This window comes from Pontibacter saemangeumensis (genome assembly GCF_039541895.1).
In the GTDB taxonomy this organism is placed as follows: domain Bacteria; phylum Bacteroidota; class Bacteroidia; order Cytophagales; family Hymenobacteraceae; genus Pontibacter; species Pontibacter saemangeumensis.
Genome location: NZ_BAABHC010000042.1, coordinates 1 through 19,042 on the forward strand (window position 1 = coordinate 1; position 19,042 = coordinate 19,042).

Genomic DNA, 19,042 nt, shown 5'->3' on the forward strand with positions numbered 1-19,042 from the left:
AGCGGCGCAGCAGGGCCGGCAGCACGTGCGAGTTCTGCGGGTGGTAGTTGTCGTTGTAGCCGTAGAGGTTGGTGGGCATCACGCTCACGAAGTCGCAGCCGTACTGGTCTCTATAGGCCTCGCAGAGCTTGATGCCGGCGATCTTGGCCACGGCGTAGGGCTCGTTGGTCGGCTCCAGCTCCCCGGTCAGCAGGTACTCCTCCTTCAGGGGCTGGGGGGCTAATTTAGGGTAGATGCAGGAGGAGCCCAGGAACATCAGCTTCCTTACCCCCGCCTCATAGGCGGCGTGGATGAGGTTGACCTCGATCATCAGGTTCTCGTAGAGGAAGTCGGCCCGGTAGGTGTTGTTGGCGATGATGCCCCCCACCTTGGCGGCGGCCAGGAAAACGTACTCCGGCCGCTCCTCTGAGAAGAAGGCCCGCACCGCCGCCTGCTCCCGCAGGTCCAGCCCGGAGGAGGAGCGCGTCACGATGTTGGCATAACCCGCCGCCTCCAGCTTCCGCACGATGGCCGAGCCCACCATCCCCCGGTGCCCCGCCACGTAAATCTTTGATTTTTTTTGCATATAGGTAGTGAGTCCTGTCATTTCGACCATAGGGAGAAATCTGGGTACTTAGAAAAACATTATTATAAGCAGATTTTTCTATATGGACGAAATGACAAACGTTTAATCAAAAATTTAACTTATACTAGTCGCTTCCACCAAACCTTTTGCTGTGCATCTTCGGCATAATACCCATATCCATAGCCATAGCCATAGCCATAGCCATACCCATAGCCATAGCTAAGCTTTTCATAATCCACATCATTAAAAAGAATCGCAGTGTTTCTGATCTTGCCAGACTCATACTGCTGCTGAATACTTTTCAGGAAAGCTTTCTGGGTATAACCCTGCCGAACCATAAAAATGCTGGCATTTGCAATCTGCATCAATTCAAAACCATCTGATAGAATCCCAACAGGCGGAGTGTCCACGATAATATAGTCGTATTGGATTTTGAGTTCGGACATAAGGTCTTCCATTTGTTTGCTGAGCAATAACTCGGAAGGATTAGGCGGTATCTCACCAGAGGGCAAAATATATAAATGTTCCTGTAAGGTCGGATGAATGATCTCATCGAAGCCGGCATGCCCCGCCAGAAAGTTGCTAAGGCCCAGGCTGCTAGTCACTCCGAAATCAACATTGCTGTTCGGTTTACGCATATCAGCGTTGATAAGCAGGGTACGCTCACCCGAAATCGCCAGTATATAAGCTAGGTTTTTAGCTGAAAAAGTTTTGCCTTCCCCACTGATGGAAGAAGTAACTACATAAATTTTACCGTTAGAGCCTGCCTGTGAGGAGGCTCCTGTCATAAAGCGCAGGTTAGAACGTACCGTCCGGAAGGCCTCAGACATGGCTGATTTAGGACTCTGATCAATCAGGTTTTTATCCTCGGCTTTATTATGGCCTACCATCCCTAATAATGGAATATTAGTCAGAGCGGCAATATCTTCTGCTGTAGTGACTTTGTTATTCAGAAAGTCCTTTAGAAACAGGAAAGCAATAGGTATAGCCAACCCTAATAAAATGCCCACGATGTAATTCTTAGAATCATTCGGGGATACTTTGTTCCCCTTAGATGCTTCTGTCAGAATGGTGACGTTTGAAGTGTTGGCTGCTTTGGCGATCCCTGCCTCTGCCTTTTTTTGCATTAGCAGCACATACAGGTTTTCGCTCAGGTTATACAGGCGATTTATATTCACAAGTTGCCGCTCAGCGGCTGGTAACCTGTTTAGGGTAGCAGACTCACGAGCAATTTGTTGATTAAGCCCCCGCAATGCAATTCGGTTTGCTGCCTCAGTATTCGAAAGGCTTTCCAGCAAGTTCTGCTTCAGTTCCTGCAATTGCTGCTGCTTCACCCGTAATTGACTTATTAACAATGGATTGCTTTGGTTCTGATTCTGTTTCAATACAGTGATCTCTGCCTGCAAAGAAACTAATTCCCCGATCAACCCATTCAGAACAGGGTCTGTTATCCCAAAACTTGATGGTACGACTACTCCCCCCTCGTCCTCACTACTTCCAAGATAGTTACGTAAATACTTGTAATACTGCTCGTTCAACAGAAGTCCTGCTTTCTGTTGTTCCAGTTCTTCTACTCGCTGCGAGATCCTGCCTCCTCGAGCGCTTATATCAACAGCAGCATTATTTTGTTTGAAAGATTCTAACCTGCTCTCAATAAAATAAAGAGAATCACTTATTTGCTGTAACTGTTCATCAATAAAATTAATAGTATTGACGGCATTGATATTTTTTGTATCCAGGTTATACTGCCGGTAGGTTAGCATGTGCTGATTCAAAAAATCAACTTCTTTTTCTGGAGTTGCACTGATCAGACGCAATTGCAGCACAGAAGCCCCTTGTGCATTAGGACTTACATTTAAAGCACCAGCATACTGCCTCGCTAACTGATCTAAATTATTGATTTTGAAAAGCTGTTCGCTTTCATCATTGTGAAGCTCTCTTTCTTTTAAAGCTATACTAAAATTAAAGCCGTTAATATTGTGCGGTTTTTCATAAGCAAATCTTTTCCCTTCCACAAATTTGTTCCAACCAGGATTTTCGGAAGAAAGCTGGAAGTAACCATCTAGTGCAATAATCTTAAAGAGAATATTGTAAGGAAGATTAGAGGAACTGGTATCAACAGTAACTTTATAAGGTGCCCCAAATTTATATAGTTCTGTTAGTTTAATATTGCCTTGTTGTAAATATGAAACATCAAAATCAAGCTTTTGGAGCGTCTGCAGGGTTAGCGCTTTAGTTCTCAAAGTGATTGCCTCATTTGTGAGACTGTTGGAACTTTGGAAAAGCTCATTTCCATATAGTAATGCAGTAGCTGAAGAGGCTTCGCTTACAGATTCGCTTAACATTACGGATGAGTTTACTTCGAACTGCGGAATAGTATACCTATTGGTCAAAAAGGCCACTAATATACCTATAAGCAAACAAACTGATATAAGCAGCCAGTTCGCAACTAGTTTATTAAGCAGTTTAAGTATATCAAGCCCAACTTCCTGCTGCTTTTGATGATTTGTCTCCAAGTTCGTTTTTTAATGTATATGTACTTCTTTATTGCAAAAGTCGTATTATAATAAAAGTCAGGGTGGATACCAGGGAAAGAGTAAGTGTCGCATTTGCCAAAAGATTCTCTCGCGCAAATTTAGCAGGTAATGGATCTACTACAATCATGTCATTTGGCTGCAGGTAGAAGTTGTTTTGAGCTAGTATGTCATCATCCAGCATACTGAATTTATAAAGCTTGGCCACCCCGTTCTCGTAGCGAACAAGTTTTATGCTGCTTCGGTTCGAGTATGGGCTAAATCCCCCTGCTGTTGCGATGGCCTCCATCACGTTGATATTGTCCTGGTACGTAGTGTACTGCCCCTGGCCTGGAACTTCGCCTATAACTGTATAGCGGAAGGTCAACAGGCGCAGATTAACTGTAGGATCTGACAAGAAAGGTTGTAAGGCCTCTGTTACTTTGATTCGAGCTTCTGGCATGGTAGAACCGCTCAACTTTACTTTACCAACAGCTGGCAATAATATATTCCCATCTGCATCTAGGGTATAGCCGCTCAGCACCGGATCCTGTGCCCCAAAAGTTGTGGTACCGGATGCCAGGAAGTCAAATTCGGCGGGTGTGGTGCTCTGCACTCTTAAAGACAACACATCACCCGGCTTTAAAGCGTATGCCAGAGGCTTCAGGTCAAATGTTCGTAGCAGTTCATCGGCACTCGATTGATTCTTTACCTCCGGATTCTCCTGTAGCAGTACTATTTTCTTCTGTGGCACACAAGCGGAAAAGAGAAAGATCCCGATAAAAAGCCACAAAGCAATAAGGGTGTTGCGCATCTTAATTAACTACACGTTTTTAGCAAAAGGTGGCGTCATATTGCACCGGTTACTTCTTTTCAAAGGGCAAAATTAAGTAAATATTGTTTGAGTCCGCTGCTTAAATCTGAAATATATTATGCTCCTTCCACAGAACTGCACCTGCACGCCATTCGAGACAGCGTAAACAAACCTAGTGTTGGGCACTACCGGCTCATCCTCGAAGGGGTAGTTGAAGTTGGTGCGCAAACTAAACCTGCTGGTCAGTTTCACCTGCAGTGTTACCTCGCCACTCAAGCGGTTGCGGAAACGGCGAGACCCCTCATAGATACCGCCTGGTAATTAAAATTCCGTCGATACTCATCTGCTTGCTCAGTTTTGCTTTTATATCAATGTAATTCGTGAATTTCAATGCATCTGAGTGCATGAAGTTTTTGTACTGCGCCGCATCCTTCTACTCCTCTTGCTCGTGCATAAGCCATTTGTAGCCAATGCTTTAGTGCTAAGCAGAAAATTAAAAAAATCAAAACACAGGCACTCAATTTAACTAGTACTGAACATATTGCAAAGCGTACAGGTACTATATAGGAGCAGTTGAGGCAGGGGTTTATTTTACACGCTGCTCTTGACTGAAACAATTCAGCAATTATAATTCTTTATATGTTAGGTTTATAAAGAGATAGACTCCATTATTTTGATTTGAGGCCACACAATGTAGAGAACACGCAACCTGAAAATCTAACTTCACTTACTTATGGCAAGAGCTTCCATTCAACTCATACAGGCGCTCCGGGAGACAGCACGGCGCCTCGCGCAGGGCGACCCCTACCAGTGGGGCCATATGGGCAGTTGCAACTGCGGGCACCTGGCGCAAACCATCACGCACTTTAGCAAAGACACCATCCACGGCGCGGCCATGTGGCGCCACGGCGATTGGCGGGAGCAGTTGCGCGACTACTGCCCGCAGAGCGGCCTGCCTATGGATGAAATCATTGACCATATGGTGGACTTTGGCCTGACGCGGGATGATCTGACGCATCTGGAGCGGCTGTCGCACCCAGCCATCAAGCAGCGACTTCCGCAAAATCGGAAACACCTGCTACATAACCGTCGGGATGATGTGGTGCTTTACCTGGAGACATGGGCCTTGATGTTGGAGGCGGAACTCCAAAAGGAGGCGCGGAAAGGCACACCGGTTGCTCAGCGCAAGCCACAGGAAGTGCTGATTCCAGCATAATGACAGCCTGCTGATTAAATATCTTTTTACTATGATGTTTCAAAGGCTACATAAACTATTCTATTACAAGTGGTTAGCACTTTCCTCTTTCATTGCATAGTCTGCTTCTGCTGTTCTCTTAGCCTCTGCTTTGAAACGATAACCTGACCTCATCGCTTTCGCAGCGCCTGCTATTGTCTGACCCGGCGCCTGACGCTCGCGGGAGCTGCGCACGCTGCGAGGTCTTTTTTATTTACCCCTTCATTGCTGAACAGCACGTTAAAAAAGCTTGCGCCTGCCACGATTTATCCTCAGTTTTGAAGACACAAAATTTCAACCTGAAGGATGACTGAACAGGAAACCCTTGCTGCTACCGCTGCCTATGTACAGGAACTGCTGAACGGGGAGGGCTCCGGGCACGACTGGTGGCACATCTACCGCGTCTGGAACAATGCCAAACACATCGCGGCGCATGAAAACGTGGATCTCTATATAGTGGAGCTAGCGGCGCTGCTGCATGACATCGGCGACCATAAATTCCATAACGGTGACGAGACGGTGGGTCCGCGCATGGCCCGGGAATGGCTACTTACATGTGAAGTGAACGCTGAAACAACAGACCATATCTGCGAGATCATCAAAGATTTATCATACAAGGGAGCGGGTACTTCTTCTGAGATGAAAACCTTGGAGGGCCGTGTGGTGCAGGATGCCGACCGGCTGGACGCCATCGGCGCCATTGGCATCGCCCGCACCTTTGCGTACGGGGGGTATAAAAGCAGGGAGTTGTACAACCCGCACGTAAAGCCGGAGTTGCACGACTCTTTCGCGCAGTACAAGGCTAGCACCGCTCCCACCATCAATCATTTTTACGAGAAGCTTTTGTTGCTGAAAGACCGTATGCATACGGACACAGCCCTTCGGCTTGCAGAAGAGCGCCACCGCTATATGGAAGTCTTCCTGGAGCAGTTTTACGCGGAGTGGAACGGGGAAAGGTAGATATCAACTGGTTGAATGGGCTGCAAGACTAAAGGTGCCAGCGAAGGTATAACCCTGGTTACGATTACATTGCTTTGTTAAAAAAAACCACCCCTGCCCCTCCGAGGAGAGAAATAAACTACTCCTGAAGAAGATTCCCCTCCTCGGAGGGGTTAGGGGTGGGTTCAAGTAGCGTACAAAATATTGAACAGCTTCATTGCGCATTTTTAATTGATAATGGTATTACATGTATATAGCAGTTATGGTCCTGTATTAGGCTATATATAACTATAAATCAGCAATAACCAAACTGAAAACTTTTGTAAATCATCATGGTAAGTGATTTTACTTCCTATGAATGAACTAATACAAGCAGCAAGGGCATAGATGCAGTAGAAGACAAGCTGCTTCTTGTGCCGTAAGGGGCTTGTTTCGCATCAGGAATCAGCCTGTTTACCTGCTTTCTTCACATAGGCATGCTACTTATATAAATAGCGCTTAAATTACCTTTGTTACCAAACAGTCGTTGCGCAAGTCACAAATTCAAAGTTAATCGATGGAGATACCTTTACTCTCAGACATAGTCATCATCCTGGGGCTGGCTGTTGTAGTAATTCTGCTGTTTCAGCGATTCCGGTTCCCCACCATCCTGGGATTCCTGGCCACTGGCGTAATTGCCGGTCCACACGGGCTAAGCCTGATCAACGCCACCCACGACATTGAGATCCTCGCCGAAATAGGCGTCATTCTGCTGCTCTTCATCATCGGGATGGAGTTTTCGCTCCGGAGCCTCGCCCTGATCAAACGCACGGTGCTGCTGGGCGGCACTACGCAGGTGCTTGCAACGATCGGTTTGGTGTGGCTGGTGATGCTGCTGCTTGACTTCAGCAATGCGGAAGGGATCTTCATGGGTTTCCTTGTCGCCCTGAGCAGCACCGCCATTGTGCTGAAACTGCTACAGGACAAAGGTGACATCAATGCGCCACAGGGCCGGGTTGTACTGGGCATTCTTATCTTCCAGGATATCATCGTGGTGCCGATGATGCTGCTGACGCCATTGATGGCCGGTGGATCCGAGGATGTCGGGACTGCTTTGCTCTTGATGGCCCTGAAGGGAGCCTTTGTGATTATATTCGTGTTGATCAGTGCCCGTTACCTGGTGCCGATGCTGCTTTATGCGGTAGCCAAAACAAAAAGTAAGGAACTCTTTATTTTGAGTGTGGTCGTGATTTGCTTTGCGGTAGCATGGCTTACTTCAAGCTTAGGTTTATCCCTGGCACTGGGGGCCTTTATGGCGGGATTGATCATTTCCGAATCAGAGTACAGCCACCAGGCTACCAGCAACATTCTGCCTTTCCGGGAGATATTCACCAGCTTTTTCTTTGTGTCGATCGGGATGCTGCTGGATTTTAGCTTCATGCTGCAGCACCTGCCCATCATCCTGTTCTTTACGCTGCTCACTTTCCTCATCAAGGGCACCGTGGCGACGCTGGCGGCCCGGATGCTGCAGTTCCCCCTCCGCATCTCGCTGCTGGTGGGGCTGTCCATTTTCCAGGTGGGTGAGTTCGCGTTCATCCTCTCCAAAACGGGCATTGAGTTTGGCTTATTATCTGAAGAAACATACCAGTATTTCCTGTCCGTGTCGCTGCTGACGATGGGCGTCACGCCTTTTGTGGTGGAATACTACCAACGCATAGCCACTTTTATTGGCGCCCCTTTTTCATCCGGGAAGGAGGCCATGCCGTTCAACCCCGCCCCCGCAGGGGAGCATGCCGAGTTTCCGCCCCTCGATGACCATATCGTGATTATCGGCTACGGGATTAACGGGCGTAATGTGGCCAGGGCCGCCCGGCATGCGAAAATACCTTATGTTATTGTAGAGCTGAATGCGGTTACCGTGAAGCAGGAACGCAAGTTGGGCGAGCCGATCATCTATGGCGACGCGGTGCACCCGGTGATTCTGGCGCATATCAACATCCAGCGGGCGCGTGTGGTGGTGGTGGCTATTTCTGACGCGGAGGCAACGAGGCGCATCATTGCCAGCATCAGGGAAGTATCAGACAAGGTACACATCATTGTCCGCACGCGCTTTGTGCAGGAAATGGAGGAAAATTACAGGATCGGGGCCGACGAGGTGATTCCGGAGGAGTTTGAGACCTCTATTGAAATTTTCACCCGCGTGCTGAACAAATACCTGATGCCGCGGGACGAGATCGAGAGCTTTACCCAAACGATCCGGTCCGACAACTACGATATGCTGCGGAGCATGGCGGGCCGGAAAAACAGCCTTACCTCCACCATCGACCTTGAACTGCCGGAAATAGAGGTCGCCAGCCTGCGCGTCTATACGAATGATGCTGAGATCATCGGGAAGCCATTGATGGAGTCTGGTGTCCGGCAGCGTTTTAATGTAACTGTGGTAGCCATCAAGCGGGGCAGCGAGACCCTCCTTAATATCAACCCCAACACCTATATAAAACAAGGAGACATTTTATATGTGGTAGGCAAGCCGAATGAGGTGATGCGCTTCAACAATTACCTGAAGGCAGATTAGGTTTATATATAACGATCCCTACCACTGATTCTTGAAAGTATAAGAGAAAGTTGTGCTTCATGTAACGGAACCAAATAAACTGCTCAAAGTAAAGTTCCTGGTATCTCGACCGGCCCAAAGAATATTTGCTTCAAAACAAGGCACTGTACTGACTAATAGAGAATCAAGCCGTCCTACCCCAGTAGGGACAGGTCGCGACCTGTCCAATCGTTCCCGATCCAATCGTTCCTGAACCAATCATCCGCTTACCAGTCTGTGCAGCATCCTCCCCCCACTATTCATACACGCGCCATCATGGGCTAAATACCTCACTCCAAAGCGATTGTTTAAGGATCAGTTATATTCGCGGCAGTAAAAAAGGCATTGCTGGATGATCGGCCGATGCGCGGACAGGTCGCGACCTGTCCCTACGAAGGGAGGTTTATATCAGCTGAATTTTGCGTATCAATACGCAAAAGTTGCTGGATCAGGGGTGCTTAACGATCAGGCATATAAGTCCTTCCACTGAGGTCAACTGTGAACCTGATTCAGAGCCTTATGAAGCCTGGCGCAGGAGATGTCGTAAAAATTTCTACAATTTCTCCAGCACCTCCTCCACCTGGCTGTGCACACTGTTGTAGCCGGCCTTGAAATTACTGATGCCTCCTTCGGCCCATCCGCGCCATAGCAGCATGTTCGACTGCGGGTGCACCAGGTCGATGATCAGGGTGCCTTGCTTGAAGAGGTCAACGCTGCGGTATCCGGGCATATCGGCATGGCCGTAGTTGTAGCGGTAGCCAGCCATATAGCCATAGCTGTAGCCAAAGCCCGGGCGCGCCTTAGATGACTTGTCCTTCTCCTCCGGCACCGACACGCTCACATCATAGGCCACCAGCACATCCGGCTTCTTCGTGTCCTTGCGATAGCCCCGCTCCTGCAACTCCTCCTCTACTGCCCGCAGAATATGCTCGTTCAGATCCTCATTATAGCCCTTGTCGTAGTCCGGTTTGTCGGCCGGGGCAGGCTGGTACCAGTCGTAGGTCTTGTACCTGTCGGGCGTGGCGTAAGGTGTTTTAATGGCCGTAGCCCCCATGGACCCGGAGGTGGTTACGCAGGAGTTCAGCGAGAGGGCCACTGCAAACAGGCAGAGCAGTTTCAGCAAACGGGAGGTCATTTTCATAGTTTAAAGACATATGGGTTTGATACGGACGCAGGCACAGCACCGGTGACAAGCGTCATTTTTTTGCCTGCTGCCAGCCTTTACATTTGTCGCAGTTGTGCCCTGCAAAGGTATAACGAAGGCTTGAGCATCGCAAAAGCATATATAACGTTATGCAGCAACTTCAAGTAAACAGGGAAACAAGCGCGAAGCGATGCATTTGCCTTGACATAAACGTAAAAAAAGGGACACAGATTTTTAAAGCCAATTCGCCTTGTGTCTTTATTATATAACTTTCTAACAGCTACAGCTTAACAACCTATATATGCCTGACAACACCGCCATCTATAAAACAGCTGAAGAAGCACTTTCCGTCATCCGATCGGGAGACCGTGTTTTTATCCAGGGCAGCGCCGCCACCCCACAGTACCTGATCCGGAAGCTGGCGGAGCGGGCCGATGAGCTCCGGAACGTGGAACTGGTGAGCATTACCACCTACGGCGAGATTCCGCTGGCCGAGGAGCGCTACAAGAACTCCTTTTTTATCAATTCCCTGTTTGTGTCAGCGAACGTGCGCGACGCCGTGAACTGTGGCCGCGGCGACTATGTGCCGATTTTCCTGAGCGAGATCCCGCACCTGTTCCGGTCGGGTATATTACCCCTGGATGTGGCCATCGTGCATGTATCGCCCCCCGATAAGCACGGCTATTGCTCGCTGGGGGTTTCGGTAGACGTGACTCGGGAAGCAGTGGTGAGCGCCAAACACGTGATTGCGCAGGTGAACCCCCGCATGCCCCGCACGCACGGCGACGGCCTCATCCACGTCCGGCGCTTTGATGTGCTGGTGGAGGTAGACGAGGAGCTGCCGGAGGTGGATTACAGCGCGCGCATCACCAGCACAGAGGAAAAGATCGCCCATTATATAGCCGAAATGGTGGAGGACGGCGCCACCCTGCAAATGGGGATCGGGGCGATACCGGATGCGGTGCTCGGCAGCCTCACGAACCACAAAGAGCTGGGCATCCACACCGAGATGTTTTCGAATGGCGTGATGCCGCTGGTGGAGAAGGGCGTGATCACAAACGAGCACAAGTACCGGCACCCGGGCCGCATCGCCACCGGCTTTATCGTAGGCAACCGGAAACTGTATGATTTCGTGGACGATAACCCGCTCATTCTGATGCAGCGCACCGACTATGTGAACGACACAGCCATCATCCGCTCTAACCCGAAAGTGACCGCCATCAACAGTGCCATCGAGATAGACCTGACGGGTCAGGTAGTGGCTGACACCATCGGGACGTACCAGTACTCCGGGATTGGCGGGCAAATGGACTTTATGCGGGGAGCTGCTCTGTCGAAGGGCGGCAAGCCGATCATCGCGCTTCCATCCGCTACCAACAAAGGCATCTCGCGCATTACCCCTTTCATCAACCAGGGAGCAGCCGTCACTACCACGCGGGCGCATGTGCATTATGTGGTGACAGAGTACGGCGTGGCTTACCTCTACGGTAAGAACCTGCGCCAGCGCGCCAAGGCCCTGATCGAAATCGCGCACCCGCATCACAGGGAGCGTCTGGAGGAGGAAGCCATCAAGCGGTTCAGGTATATATAAGCCGGCTATTACAACGATAATATGATTTTTACGTGTATGAGAGGAAATGAAGTTCTAAAAACATAATTCTACTCATATGGCTGACATCTCTTATCATGTACCCTCTGCCCCGCCAGAGTGGGTAAAAAACTTCGCCAAAGTTGGTCTCACCGCCAAGGGCATCGTCTATTGCCTGGTGGGCATTATTGCCTTTATGGCGGCGTTTGAGCTTGGCGGGCAATCGACACAGGGAGCCGGCAAATCCGGCGTTTTTCAGTTTATCCTGGAGCAGCCTTACGGCAAGTGGATGCTCGGGCTGGTGGCGCTCGGTTTGCTGTGCTACGCGATCTGGCGTTTTATTCAGGCCGTGCAGGACACCAGCCACGAAGGCTCGGACGCCAAAGGCTCCGCGAAGCGCCTGCGGTATGCTTTCAGCGGGATCATCTATGCCGGTCTGGCGTTTCTGGCTGCCAAGCTGGCGCTGGGTAACGGCGGCGGGGGCGGCGACTCCCGGCAAACGCTGGTGCGTGAGCTGCTGCAGCAGCCGTTCGGACAGTGGCTGGTTGGCATTCTGGCAGTAGCCATCATGCTGACAGGTGTGTACCAAATCTACTTCGGTCTGTCGGAGAAATATAAAAAGAAGATCAGTGGCGCCGGCCTGAAGAGCGACATCGAAAGCAAGATGATCAAGGCCGGGAAATTGGGGTATGTCGCGCGAGGTATTGTTTGGCTGGTGATCGGGTACCTGTTTCTCAAAGCAGCGATGCAGTCCAATGCCGAGCAGGCGGGCGGCAGCAGCAGCGCGTTTGCCTTTTTAGAGAATTCCTCCTACGGCTCCTACGTTTTGGGCGCCGTTGCGCTGGGCCTCATTTGCTACGGCGTGTTTATGTTTATGCGCGCCAAGTACCAGCCCATCTATTCCAGGTAACGCACCTTCAGCGTATCTGCAGCCAGCCCTGCCCTGTACCCGCCCCGGATGACAGGGCAGGGCTGGCTGTTTAATGCGACGGCAGCCGGTGCTCCCGGCATGTGTCCCAGCTCCTCTAACAGGAGTTATATATAGAATTAGTACCATTCCTCTTCCTGATTATGTCAATTATAACACAATAACTACCTCACTTTTTCTTTTCAAATCTTCACAAATATTTCAATTACTATATAGGATTATATTTTTCATATTATCCTCCATAATCTTCTAAAAATAAACTTTTTAGAAATGAATTATTAATTCCTGCCGATTAACTTTGGATCAGAGCTGCAATCCACCTAATGTTATAGATGCTCGGCGATGCAGCAGGTGCCAGGTGCAGCCAATCCTTTTAGTGCAATTTGCGATGAAGAATACGCCTTTTAAGATTTATATATTAGATGACGATGTCTGGTACAGCGAGTTACTGGAGTATCATCTCTCGTCTAACCCGGATTACGAGCTCACAAAATTTCACGCTGCCAAAGACTGCCTCAGCAGCCTGTACCTCCGCCCGAACGTGGTGACGCTGGATTATTCCCTGCCCGACAAGACCGGTGCCGAGGTGCTGAAGAAAATTAAAGAACTAAGCCCTGACACGCAGGTGGTGGTGATCTCAGGCCAGGAGGATGTGGCCACAGCCGTGGACCTGCTGAAGAAAGGGGCCTACGATTATATAGTCAAAGACGAAGACACACCGGAACGCCTCTGGAACGCCATTAACAAAATCCGTGAAAACGACTCGCTCCGCAAGGAAATCGACCACCTGCGCGAGGAAATCGGCCAGAAGTATGATTTCTCGAACTTTATCATCGGCAACAGTGAGGCCATGAAGCGGGTGTATATGCTGCTGGACAAGGCGGCCAAAACAAACATCACCGTGTCGGTTACCGGGGAAACGGGCACAGGCAAAGAACTGGTGGCAAAAGCGGTGCATTATAACAGCACCCGCAAAAAAGCGCCCTTTGTGGCCGTGAATGTGGCAGCCATCCCCCGCGAACTGATCGAGAGCGAGCTGTTCGGCCATGAGAAGGGGGCTTTTACAGGGGCGCTCTCACGGCGGCTGGGCAGGTTTGAGGAGGCGAACAAGGGCACAATTTTCCTGGATGAGATCGGGGAACTAGACATAAGCCTGCAGGCCAAGCTCCTGCGCGTGCTGCAGGAAAAAGAGATTACCCGGGTGGGTGGCAACAGCATCGTGCCAGTGGATGTGCGCATCATTGTGGCTACGCATAAAAACCTGGCCGAGGAGGTAAAGAAAGGCGTTTTCCGGGAGGACCTGTACTACCGCCTGCTGGGCCTCCCCGTGCAGTTGCCCCCTTTGCGCGAGCGTGGGGGCGATGTGCTGGTGCTGGCGAAATCCTTCTTGCAGGGCTTTATCAAAGAGAACAGCTTGCCTAAAAAATCACTCTCGGCTGGAGCGCAGGAGAAACTGCTCTCCCACTCCTACCCCGGCAACGTGCGCGAACTGAAGGCTATCATCGAACTGGCCGTGGTGATGGCAGACGACGCAGTGATACAGGCGGATGACATCCTCTTTATGGTAGAGTCGAAAGAGGTGCCTTACCTGGCCCGCGAGAAAACGCTTAAAGCCTACACCACAGAAATCATTCAGCGCTTCCTCAACAACTACAGTCACAATGTGCTGCTGGTGGCCGAAAAACTGGATATCGGCAAGTCAACCATTTACCGCATGATCCAGGACAAAGAGCTGAAGGTAGATTAAGCGCTTCTATCTACTGGGGATGCAGGACATAAAAGCTCACAGAACTGTCATATAGGGCTATGGGACAATGCCATTGCAGTTTATATATAGATTGTGCCATATCATCCTTTAGCAAAGCCAGGAAAGTGCGCATGCGGCAGGCATCTGCGCGGGGCAGTATTCGTTTTAAAAGCAGGAGCAGCTACAGTCTTACTTCAACAGGAGCACAGTATATCATTATCAACCAGACATTATGAACACAATAATGGAGGAGGCGCTGCTCCACGAGCTGTCGGCAGAACGCAAGGCACGACAGGCAGCAGAGAAACTTGCAGCAGACCGGGAACGGGAACTTAAGCAACTGCATGTAGCAGCTACGCCTCCGGCCCGGCCGTCACTGGAGCGGGAGAAGCTGCCGCTGTACCTGCAGGCCCCTGCGCTCACAACAGATGCGGATGAAAAAATTGTGCTCCTGAATGCTGCTTTGCACACTTTGCTGAAGCTTCCGCAGCCAGCAGAGTTTTATACAGGCATCGCGTTGCAGGAATTTGAGCGCACGACGCTGCTCCGGCCCCAGCAGGGCTTGCCTGAACTGGCCCGGTTTACAATTACATATAACGGAGAAGCGCAGCAGAAGCGCCTGGTGCTGGAGCGTGAACGCGTGCCGCTGGCGGAAGGCGGCGAAGCCTATGGAGCCATGTGGCTTTACCGCGACGTGACCCTGAAGCACCTGAAACAGCGGGAGCTGGAGATGCAGTCGGAGCTGCAGGAAGAGTACCCCAACCCTATCCTCCGCCTCAGCTTCTCCGGGGAGCTCCTTTTCGTGAACGTGGCCGGCACCGAACTCTTAAACTCGCTCACCGAGCATCGGCTGGCGGGCTTCCGGCGGCTGCTCCTGCTGCACATCAGAAAACTCGGCATGGATACAACGTCCAAACCTGGTTCCTTCGAATCCCATATAGCCAGGCGCTATTACGCCACCCTCATCACGCCACGGCCGGACAAAGGGTATTTCAATATCTACATGTCTGACATCACCACGCGGAAAAATGCCGAGCAGGCCCTGCAGGAGTCGCAGAACCTGGCGCGCACCATCACGCACACCATCCCCAACATGGTGTATATATATGACCTGGAAGATGGGATGCATGTATTTGCGAACGAGCAGGTAAGGCATGTGCTGGGGTACACCCTGGAGGAAGTCGCCGCGCTTGGCGACAACGTGCTCGCGTCGCTGGTGGTGCCGCAGGACCTGGAGAAGGTGTATGCCCACGTCTGCAGCATCATGCTTGCCAGCGACGGCGACATCGTAGAATTAGAGTACAGGGCCCGCTGCAAAAACGGGGACACCAAAATAATGCACTGCCGCGAAAGCGTGTTCAAGCGACGGGACAACGGGCAGGTGAAGCAGGTGATAGGCTGCGCAGAGGACGTGACGCGCGTACGGCAGCAAAGCATGGCACTGCGGCAGCAGAAGGAGTTTTACGAAGCCATCCTGAATCATATCCCCTCTGATGTGGCCGTATTTAACAAGCAGCTGCAGTATTTATACCTGAACCCGGCCGCCGTGGGCGACGCCGCGCTTCGCCAGTGGCTGATCGGGAAGACAGACGAGGAATACCGCCTTCACAAGGGGTACCCGGAGGAGCGCATGCAGGCGCGCAGAAAAGGGCTGGCACAGGTGCAGCAAAAAAAACTGCTCGTAGAGTACGAGGAGCAACTGCAGGATAAAAACGGCCATACCACCTCGTCGCACCTGCGCCGCCTGAATCCGGTATTTGACGAAACCGGCGAGCTGCAGTATATCATCGGGCATGGGCTCAACATCACCGAGCTGAAGCGCGCGCAGGCGGTCATCTCCGCCAGCGAGGCAAAGAACAGGGCCATCCTGGCCGCCATCCCCGACCTTATTTTCATTGTCAATGACCAAGGCGTCGTGGTTGACATGAACGATGTGGACCAGAAACACCTGAACGTGCCCAAAGGCGAGGTGATCGGTGGAAACATCAGAAGGCTGCTGCCTGAGCAACTGACCCAGGAAATGATGGCGCTGCTGCAGAAAGTGCTCCGGACGGGGCATCATGAGAAAAAAGACTATGAACTGAGCCTGGCAGAAGGCACCCGCTACTACGAAAGCCGCATTGTAAAATACAGCGAGCGCGAAGTGCTGGCCATCATTCGCGACACCACCGAGGAGCGCCATGCCACGCTGGAGGTAAAGGCCAAGAATGAATTTATCCAGCTGGTGCTCGACGCCAGCCCCAGCCTGATCTATGTGAAAGACGGGGAGGGCAATTTTATTCTTGTGAACGATGAGTTTGCCGCGCTCTTCGGCCTGACAGTGGAAGAGGTGGAAGGCCGGAAAGCGGCAGACTTCTACCCGAATCAGAAAGAAGCGCGCTTTTACCTCGACACGGACCAGCAGGTAATCAGGGAGCACAGGGAAATAAAGCTGCAGGAGCGCTTTACGGGCAGCAACGGCGATGTGATCTGGTTCAGCACCACCAAAAAGCCCCTGGTGACGGCCGACGGACAGGTGCATGTGCTGGGCATCTCCACGAACATGACGGAGCAGCGCCTGGCGAACAAGCGCCTGCAGCACAGCGAGGAGCTGCACCGCCTGCTCTCCGAAAACTCCAGGGACCTGATCAGCCTGCACAACCCGGACGGCAGTTATATATACGCATCCAAAGCCGTGGAAGAAATGCTGGGCTACGCGCAGATCGAGCTACTCTTGCTGGAGGCCTTTAAAGTCATTCACCCCGAAGACCGGGACATGGTGCGCGAACAGGGCTTCCAGGAGGCGTTGCGGCAGAAAGTAAGCGTTACGAGGCAATACCGGCTGATCCATAAGAACGGCACAACCTTTTGGGTGGAGACAAACCTGAAGCCCATCCTCGACGCAGCAGGGAACGTGACGAAGATACAGTCTGCAACGCGCGACATCACTTCCCGCAAAAAAGCCGAGCAGGCCCTGCAGAATAGCGAGAAGAAATACCGCGAGCTGATCAACTACAGCCAGGCCTTTATCTGCACCCATGACCTTGATGGCAACATACTGGCCGTAAACCCCTACCTCCAGAATATGCTCGGATATACCGCTGACGAGATGATCGGCAAGAGCCTGAGTGCCTTTTTCCCTGTCAACCATCAACCGCTGATGGAGAGCTACCTGCGCCAGTTTGACGCCAACAAGGTGGTGGATGGCGTGCTGACCATCCTGAACAAGGAAAAGGAGGAGCGGAACCTGTTTTACCAGAACTACAAGGTGGAAGAGCCGGATACGGCACCCTATATCATCGGCATCGCCCAGGACATCACCGACCGCCTGCGCACCGAGCAGCACCTCAAGAGCGCCAAGGAGGCAGCCGAAGAGTCGGCCCGGGTGAAGGAGAATTTCATGGCCAACATGAGCCACGAGATCAGAACCCCGATGAACGGCATCCTGGGCATGGCGGGGCTGCTGCATAAAACAGGCCTGGATGATGCGCAGCAGAACTACCTGAACATCATTCAGCAGTCAGCGGACAACCTGCTGGTAGTCATAAACGACATTCTGGACATTGCCAAGATAGAATCCGGCAAAATGGAGCTGGAGGAGATCCCGTTCGACTTGGCGGAGGCGGTAAAGGGGGCTTTCCAGACATTTATTTACAAAGCGGAGGAAAGGGAAATCGCTTATGTGCTGCATCCGCTGCAGTTGCCAGGCACCATGCTACTCGGCGACCCGTACCGGCTGCACCAGGTGCTGCTCAACCTCCTCAACAATGCCATAAAATTCACAGAGGATGGCGCTGTGACCCTCTCCTGCCAGGTGCTGCAGGAAACGGAGGAGGACCTGACAGTTGAGCTAGCCGTGACGGATACCGGGATCGGGATTCCAGAGTCAAAACTACACATGATCTTCGACGGCTTTACCCAGGCCTACTCCAGCACGACCCGGAAATACGGCGGCACCGGCCTTGGCCTGAGCATCTGCAAAACACTGGTCGAAATGCAGCAGGGCAAGATTGTGGTCGAGAGCGAGGAAGGCAAGGGCAGCTCGTTCAAAGTGCAGATCACGTACCCCAAAACGCAGGAGCAGGTGCTTTTACAAAAGGAGGAGAACATAGACTATAACAGCCTCAGCCATATAACGCTATTGCTGGCAGAGGACAATGAGGTGAACATCTTTTTGGCCCAGTCCATCATTGAGGGTTGGGGAGCAAAGGTGGATGTGGCGCGCAACGGCCGGGAAGCCGTGGACATGGCAGACCTTCGGCTTTACGATGTGATTCTGATGGATATACAGATGCCGGACCTGAGCGGGATTGACGCGACGCAGCTAATACGCCAACACACTGACAAGGCAAAGGCCAGCGTCCCTATCATCGCCCTGACTGCCAATGCCCTGAAGGGAGACGCCGAGAAATACATCAGCGCCGGGATGAATGATTATATATCCAAACCGTTCGAGGAGGAGAAACTGTTCCTGAAAATCGCGTCGGTGCTGCCGCAGCCTATCGTGGAGCGTATTGACGCAGCAGATTCCCCGTCGGCGGCACCGCAGGCGCCGGACGAGCCTTTGTACGACCTGGCCGTGCTTCTGAAACTGTCCCGTGGCAACGAGGCTTTTATCCAGCGGGCGCAGCAGCTGTTTATCGAAACCGTGCCCGTTACCGCGACTGACATGCAGCAGAAGCTTGTAGCGGTTGACTGGCCCGGCGTGAGTGCCGCAGCCCATAAGTTAAAGTCAACCATCGACACCATGCGCATCGAATCGCTGAAGGATGCAGTACGGCGCATCGAAAGCAACGCCAAACAGCAGACTGACCTGCTCACGGTGGACCAGGACGTTTCGCAGGTGAAGGAGGTGCTGGAGCGGGTAGTATCGCAGATGAAGGTTAACCTGGAAACTGTTTAAAACTTCCTATTCAAGATAAGTTACACGATTCTTTTCTTTCATTCAAGCAGCCTTAGCTATATATAAATATACGCGAAGGCTGCTTTCCTATATGTAAAGAAAACTCCCGTGTCTGC

11 protein-coding genes are annotated in these 19,042 nt (G+C 51.4%); 7 read left to right on the forward strand and 4 right to left on the reverse strand.

All coding sequences use genetic code 11. The features are described from left to right. From ABD920_RS24200 to ABD920_RS24210, 3 genes are all read right to left on the reverse strand, one after another. Positions 1-565: NAD-dependent epimerase/dehydratase family protein (locus tag ABD920_RS24200; protein ID WP_345163469.1), on the reverse strand; the 565-nt coding region annotated here is incomplete at its 3' end. A 119-nt stretch (positions 566-684) separates the two neighbouring features. Further along, on the reverse strand, positions 685-3,081 hold the full coding sequence (locus ABD920_RS24205) for a polysaccharide biosynthesis tyrosine autokinase (protein WP_345163474.1): 2,397 nt from the start codon (positions 3,079-3,081) through the stop codon (positions 685-687). A gap of 28 nt (positions 3,082-3,109) precedes the next feature. Continuing rightward, positions 3,110-3,892: a polysaccharide biosynthesis/export family protein gene (locus ABD920_RS24210; RefSeq protein ID WP_345163477.1), complete on the reverse strand. Its 783-nt coding sequence runs from the start codon at positions 3,890-3,892 to the stop codon at positions 3,110-3,112. 733 nt (positions 3,893-4,625) lie between these two features. Here ABD920_RS24210 and ABD920_RS24215 point away from each other — a divergent pair. The 3 genes from ABD920_RS24215 to ABD920_RS24225 all read left to right on the forward strand — a co-directional run bounded on the left by ABD920_RS24215 (position 4,626) and on the right by ABD920_RS24225 (position 8,619). Next, a complete protein-coding gene (locus ABD920_RS24215; RefSeq protein WP_345163480.1) occupies positions 4,626-5,108 on the forward strand; it encodes a hypothetical protein in 483 nt (160 codons plus the stop codon). A 324-nt stretch (positions 5,109-5,432) separates the two neighbouring features. After that, a complete protein-coding gene (locus ABD920_RS24220; RefSeq protein WP_345163483.1) occupies positions 5,433-6,086 on the forward strand; it encodes an HD domain-containing protein in 654 nt (217 codons plus the stop codon). Between the two features lie 535 nt (positions 6,087-6,621). Further along, the gene (locus tag ABD920_RS24225) at positions 6,622-8,619 is read left to right on the forward strand and encodes a monovalent cation:proton antiporter family protein (protein WP_345163487.1); all 1,998 of its coding nucleotides are present in this window, start codon (positions 6,622-6,624) and stop codon (positions 8,617-8,619) included. 571 nt (positions 8,620-9,190) lie between these two features. On the opposite strand, the gene ABD920_RS24230 is transcribed toward ABD920_RS24225, so the two are convergent. Beyond that, positions 9,191-9,778: a DUF4136 domain-containing protein gene (locus ABD920_RS24230; RefSeq protein WP_345163490.1), complete on the reverse strand. Its 588-nt coding sequence runs from the start codon at positions 9,776-9,778 to the stop codon at positions 9,191-9,193. A 304-nt stretch (positions 9,779-10,082) separates the two neighbouring features. Here ABD920_RS24230 and ABD920_RS24235 point away from each other — a divergent pair, with 304 nt between their 5' ends. The 4 genes from ABD920_RS24235 (at position 10,083) to ABD920_RS24250 (ending at position 18,926) form a co-directional block, all read left to right on the forward strand. Then, complete coding sequence (locus ABD920_RS24235; RefSeq protein WP_345163492.1) at positions 10,083-11,372, forward strand: acetyl-CoA hydrolase/transferase family protein; 1,290 nt, start codon at positions 10,083-10,085, stop codon at positions 11,370-11,372. A gap of 76 nt (positions 11,373-11,448) precedes the next feature. After that, positions 11,449-12,279 carry a DUF1206 domain-containing protein gene (locus ABD920_RS24240; RefSeq protein ID WP_345163494.1) on the forward strand — a complete coding sequence of 277 codons (831 nt, stop codon included), beginning with the start codon at positions 11,449-11,451 and terminating at the stop codon, positions 12,277-12,279. Between the two features lie 406 nt (positions 12,280-12,685). Continuing rightward, complete coding sequence (locus tag ABD920_RS24245) at positions 12,686-14,044, forward strand: sigma-54-dependent transcriptional regulator (protein WP_345163497.1); 1,359 nt, start codon at positions 12,686-12,688, stop codon at positions 14,042-14,044. A 232-nt stretch (positions 14,045-14,276) separates the two neighbouring features. Next, complete coding sequence (locus tag ABD920_RS24250; protein WP_345163500.1) at positions 14,277-18,926, forward strand: PAS domain-containing hybrid sensor histidine kinase/response regulator; 4,650 nt, start codon at positions 14,277-14,279, stop codon at positions 18,924-18,926. Positions 18,927-19,042 lie beyond the last annotated feature (116 nt).

Excerpts from the sequence above, each read along its gene's own strand:
- ABD920_RS24210 (WP_345163477.1), bottom strand. The coding sequence starts at position 3,892 with ATGCGCAACACCCTTATTGCTTTGTGGCTTTTTATCGGGATCTTTCTC.
- ABD920_RS24215 (WP_345163480.1), top strand. The coding sequence starts at position 4,626 with ATGGCAAGAGCTTCCATTCAACTCATACAGGCGCTCCGGGAGACAGCA.
- ABD920_RS24220 (WP_345163483.1), top strand. The coding sequence starts at position 5,433 with ATGACTGAACAGGAAACCCTTGCTGCTACCGCTGCCTATGTACAGGAA.
- ABD920_RS24225 (WP_345163487.1), top strand. The coding sequence starts at position 6,622 with ATGGAGATACCTTTACTCTCAGACATAGTCATCATCCTGGGGCTGGCT.
- ABD920_RS24230 (WP_345163490.1), bottom strand. The coding sequence starts at position 9,778 with ATGAAAATGACCTCCCGTTTGCTGAAACTGCTCTGCCTGTTTGCAGTG.
- ABD920_RS24235 (WP_345163492.1), top strand. The coding sequence starts at position 10,083 with ATGCCTGACAACACCGCCATCTATAAAACAGCTGAAGAAGCACTTTCC.
- ABD920_RS24240 (WP_345163494.1), top strand. The coding sequence starts at position 11,449 with ATGGCTGACATCTCTTATCATGTACCCTCTGCCCCGCCAGAGTGGGTA.
- ABD920_RS24245 (WP_345163497.1), top strand. The coding sequence starts at position 12,686 with ATGAAGAATACGCCTTTTAAGATTTATATATTAGATGACGATGTCTGG.
- ABD920_RS24250 (WP_345163500.1), top strand. The coding sequence starts at position 14,277 with ATGAACACAATAATGGAGGAGGCGCTGCTCCACGAGCTGTCGGCAGAA.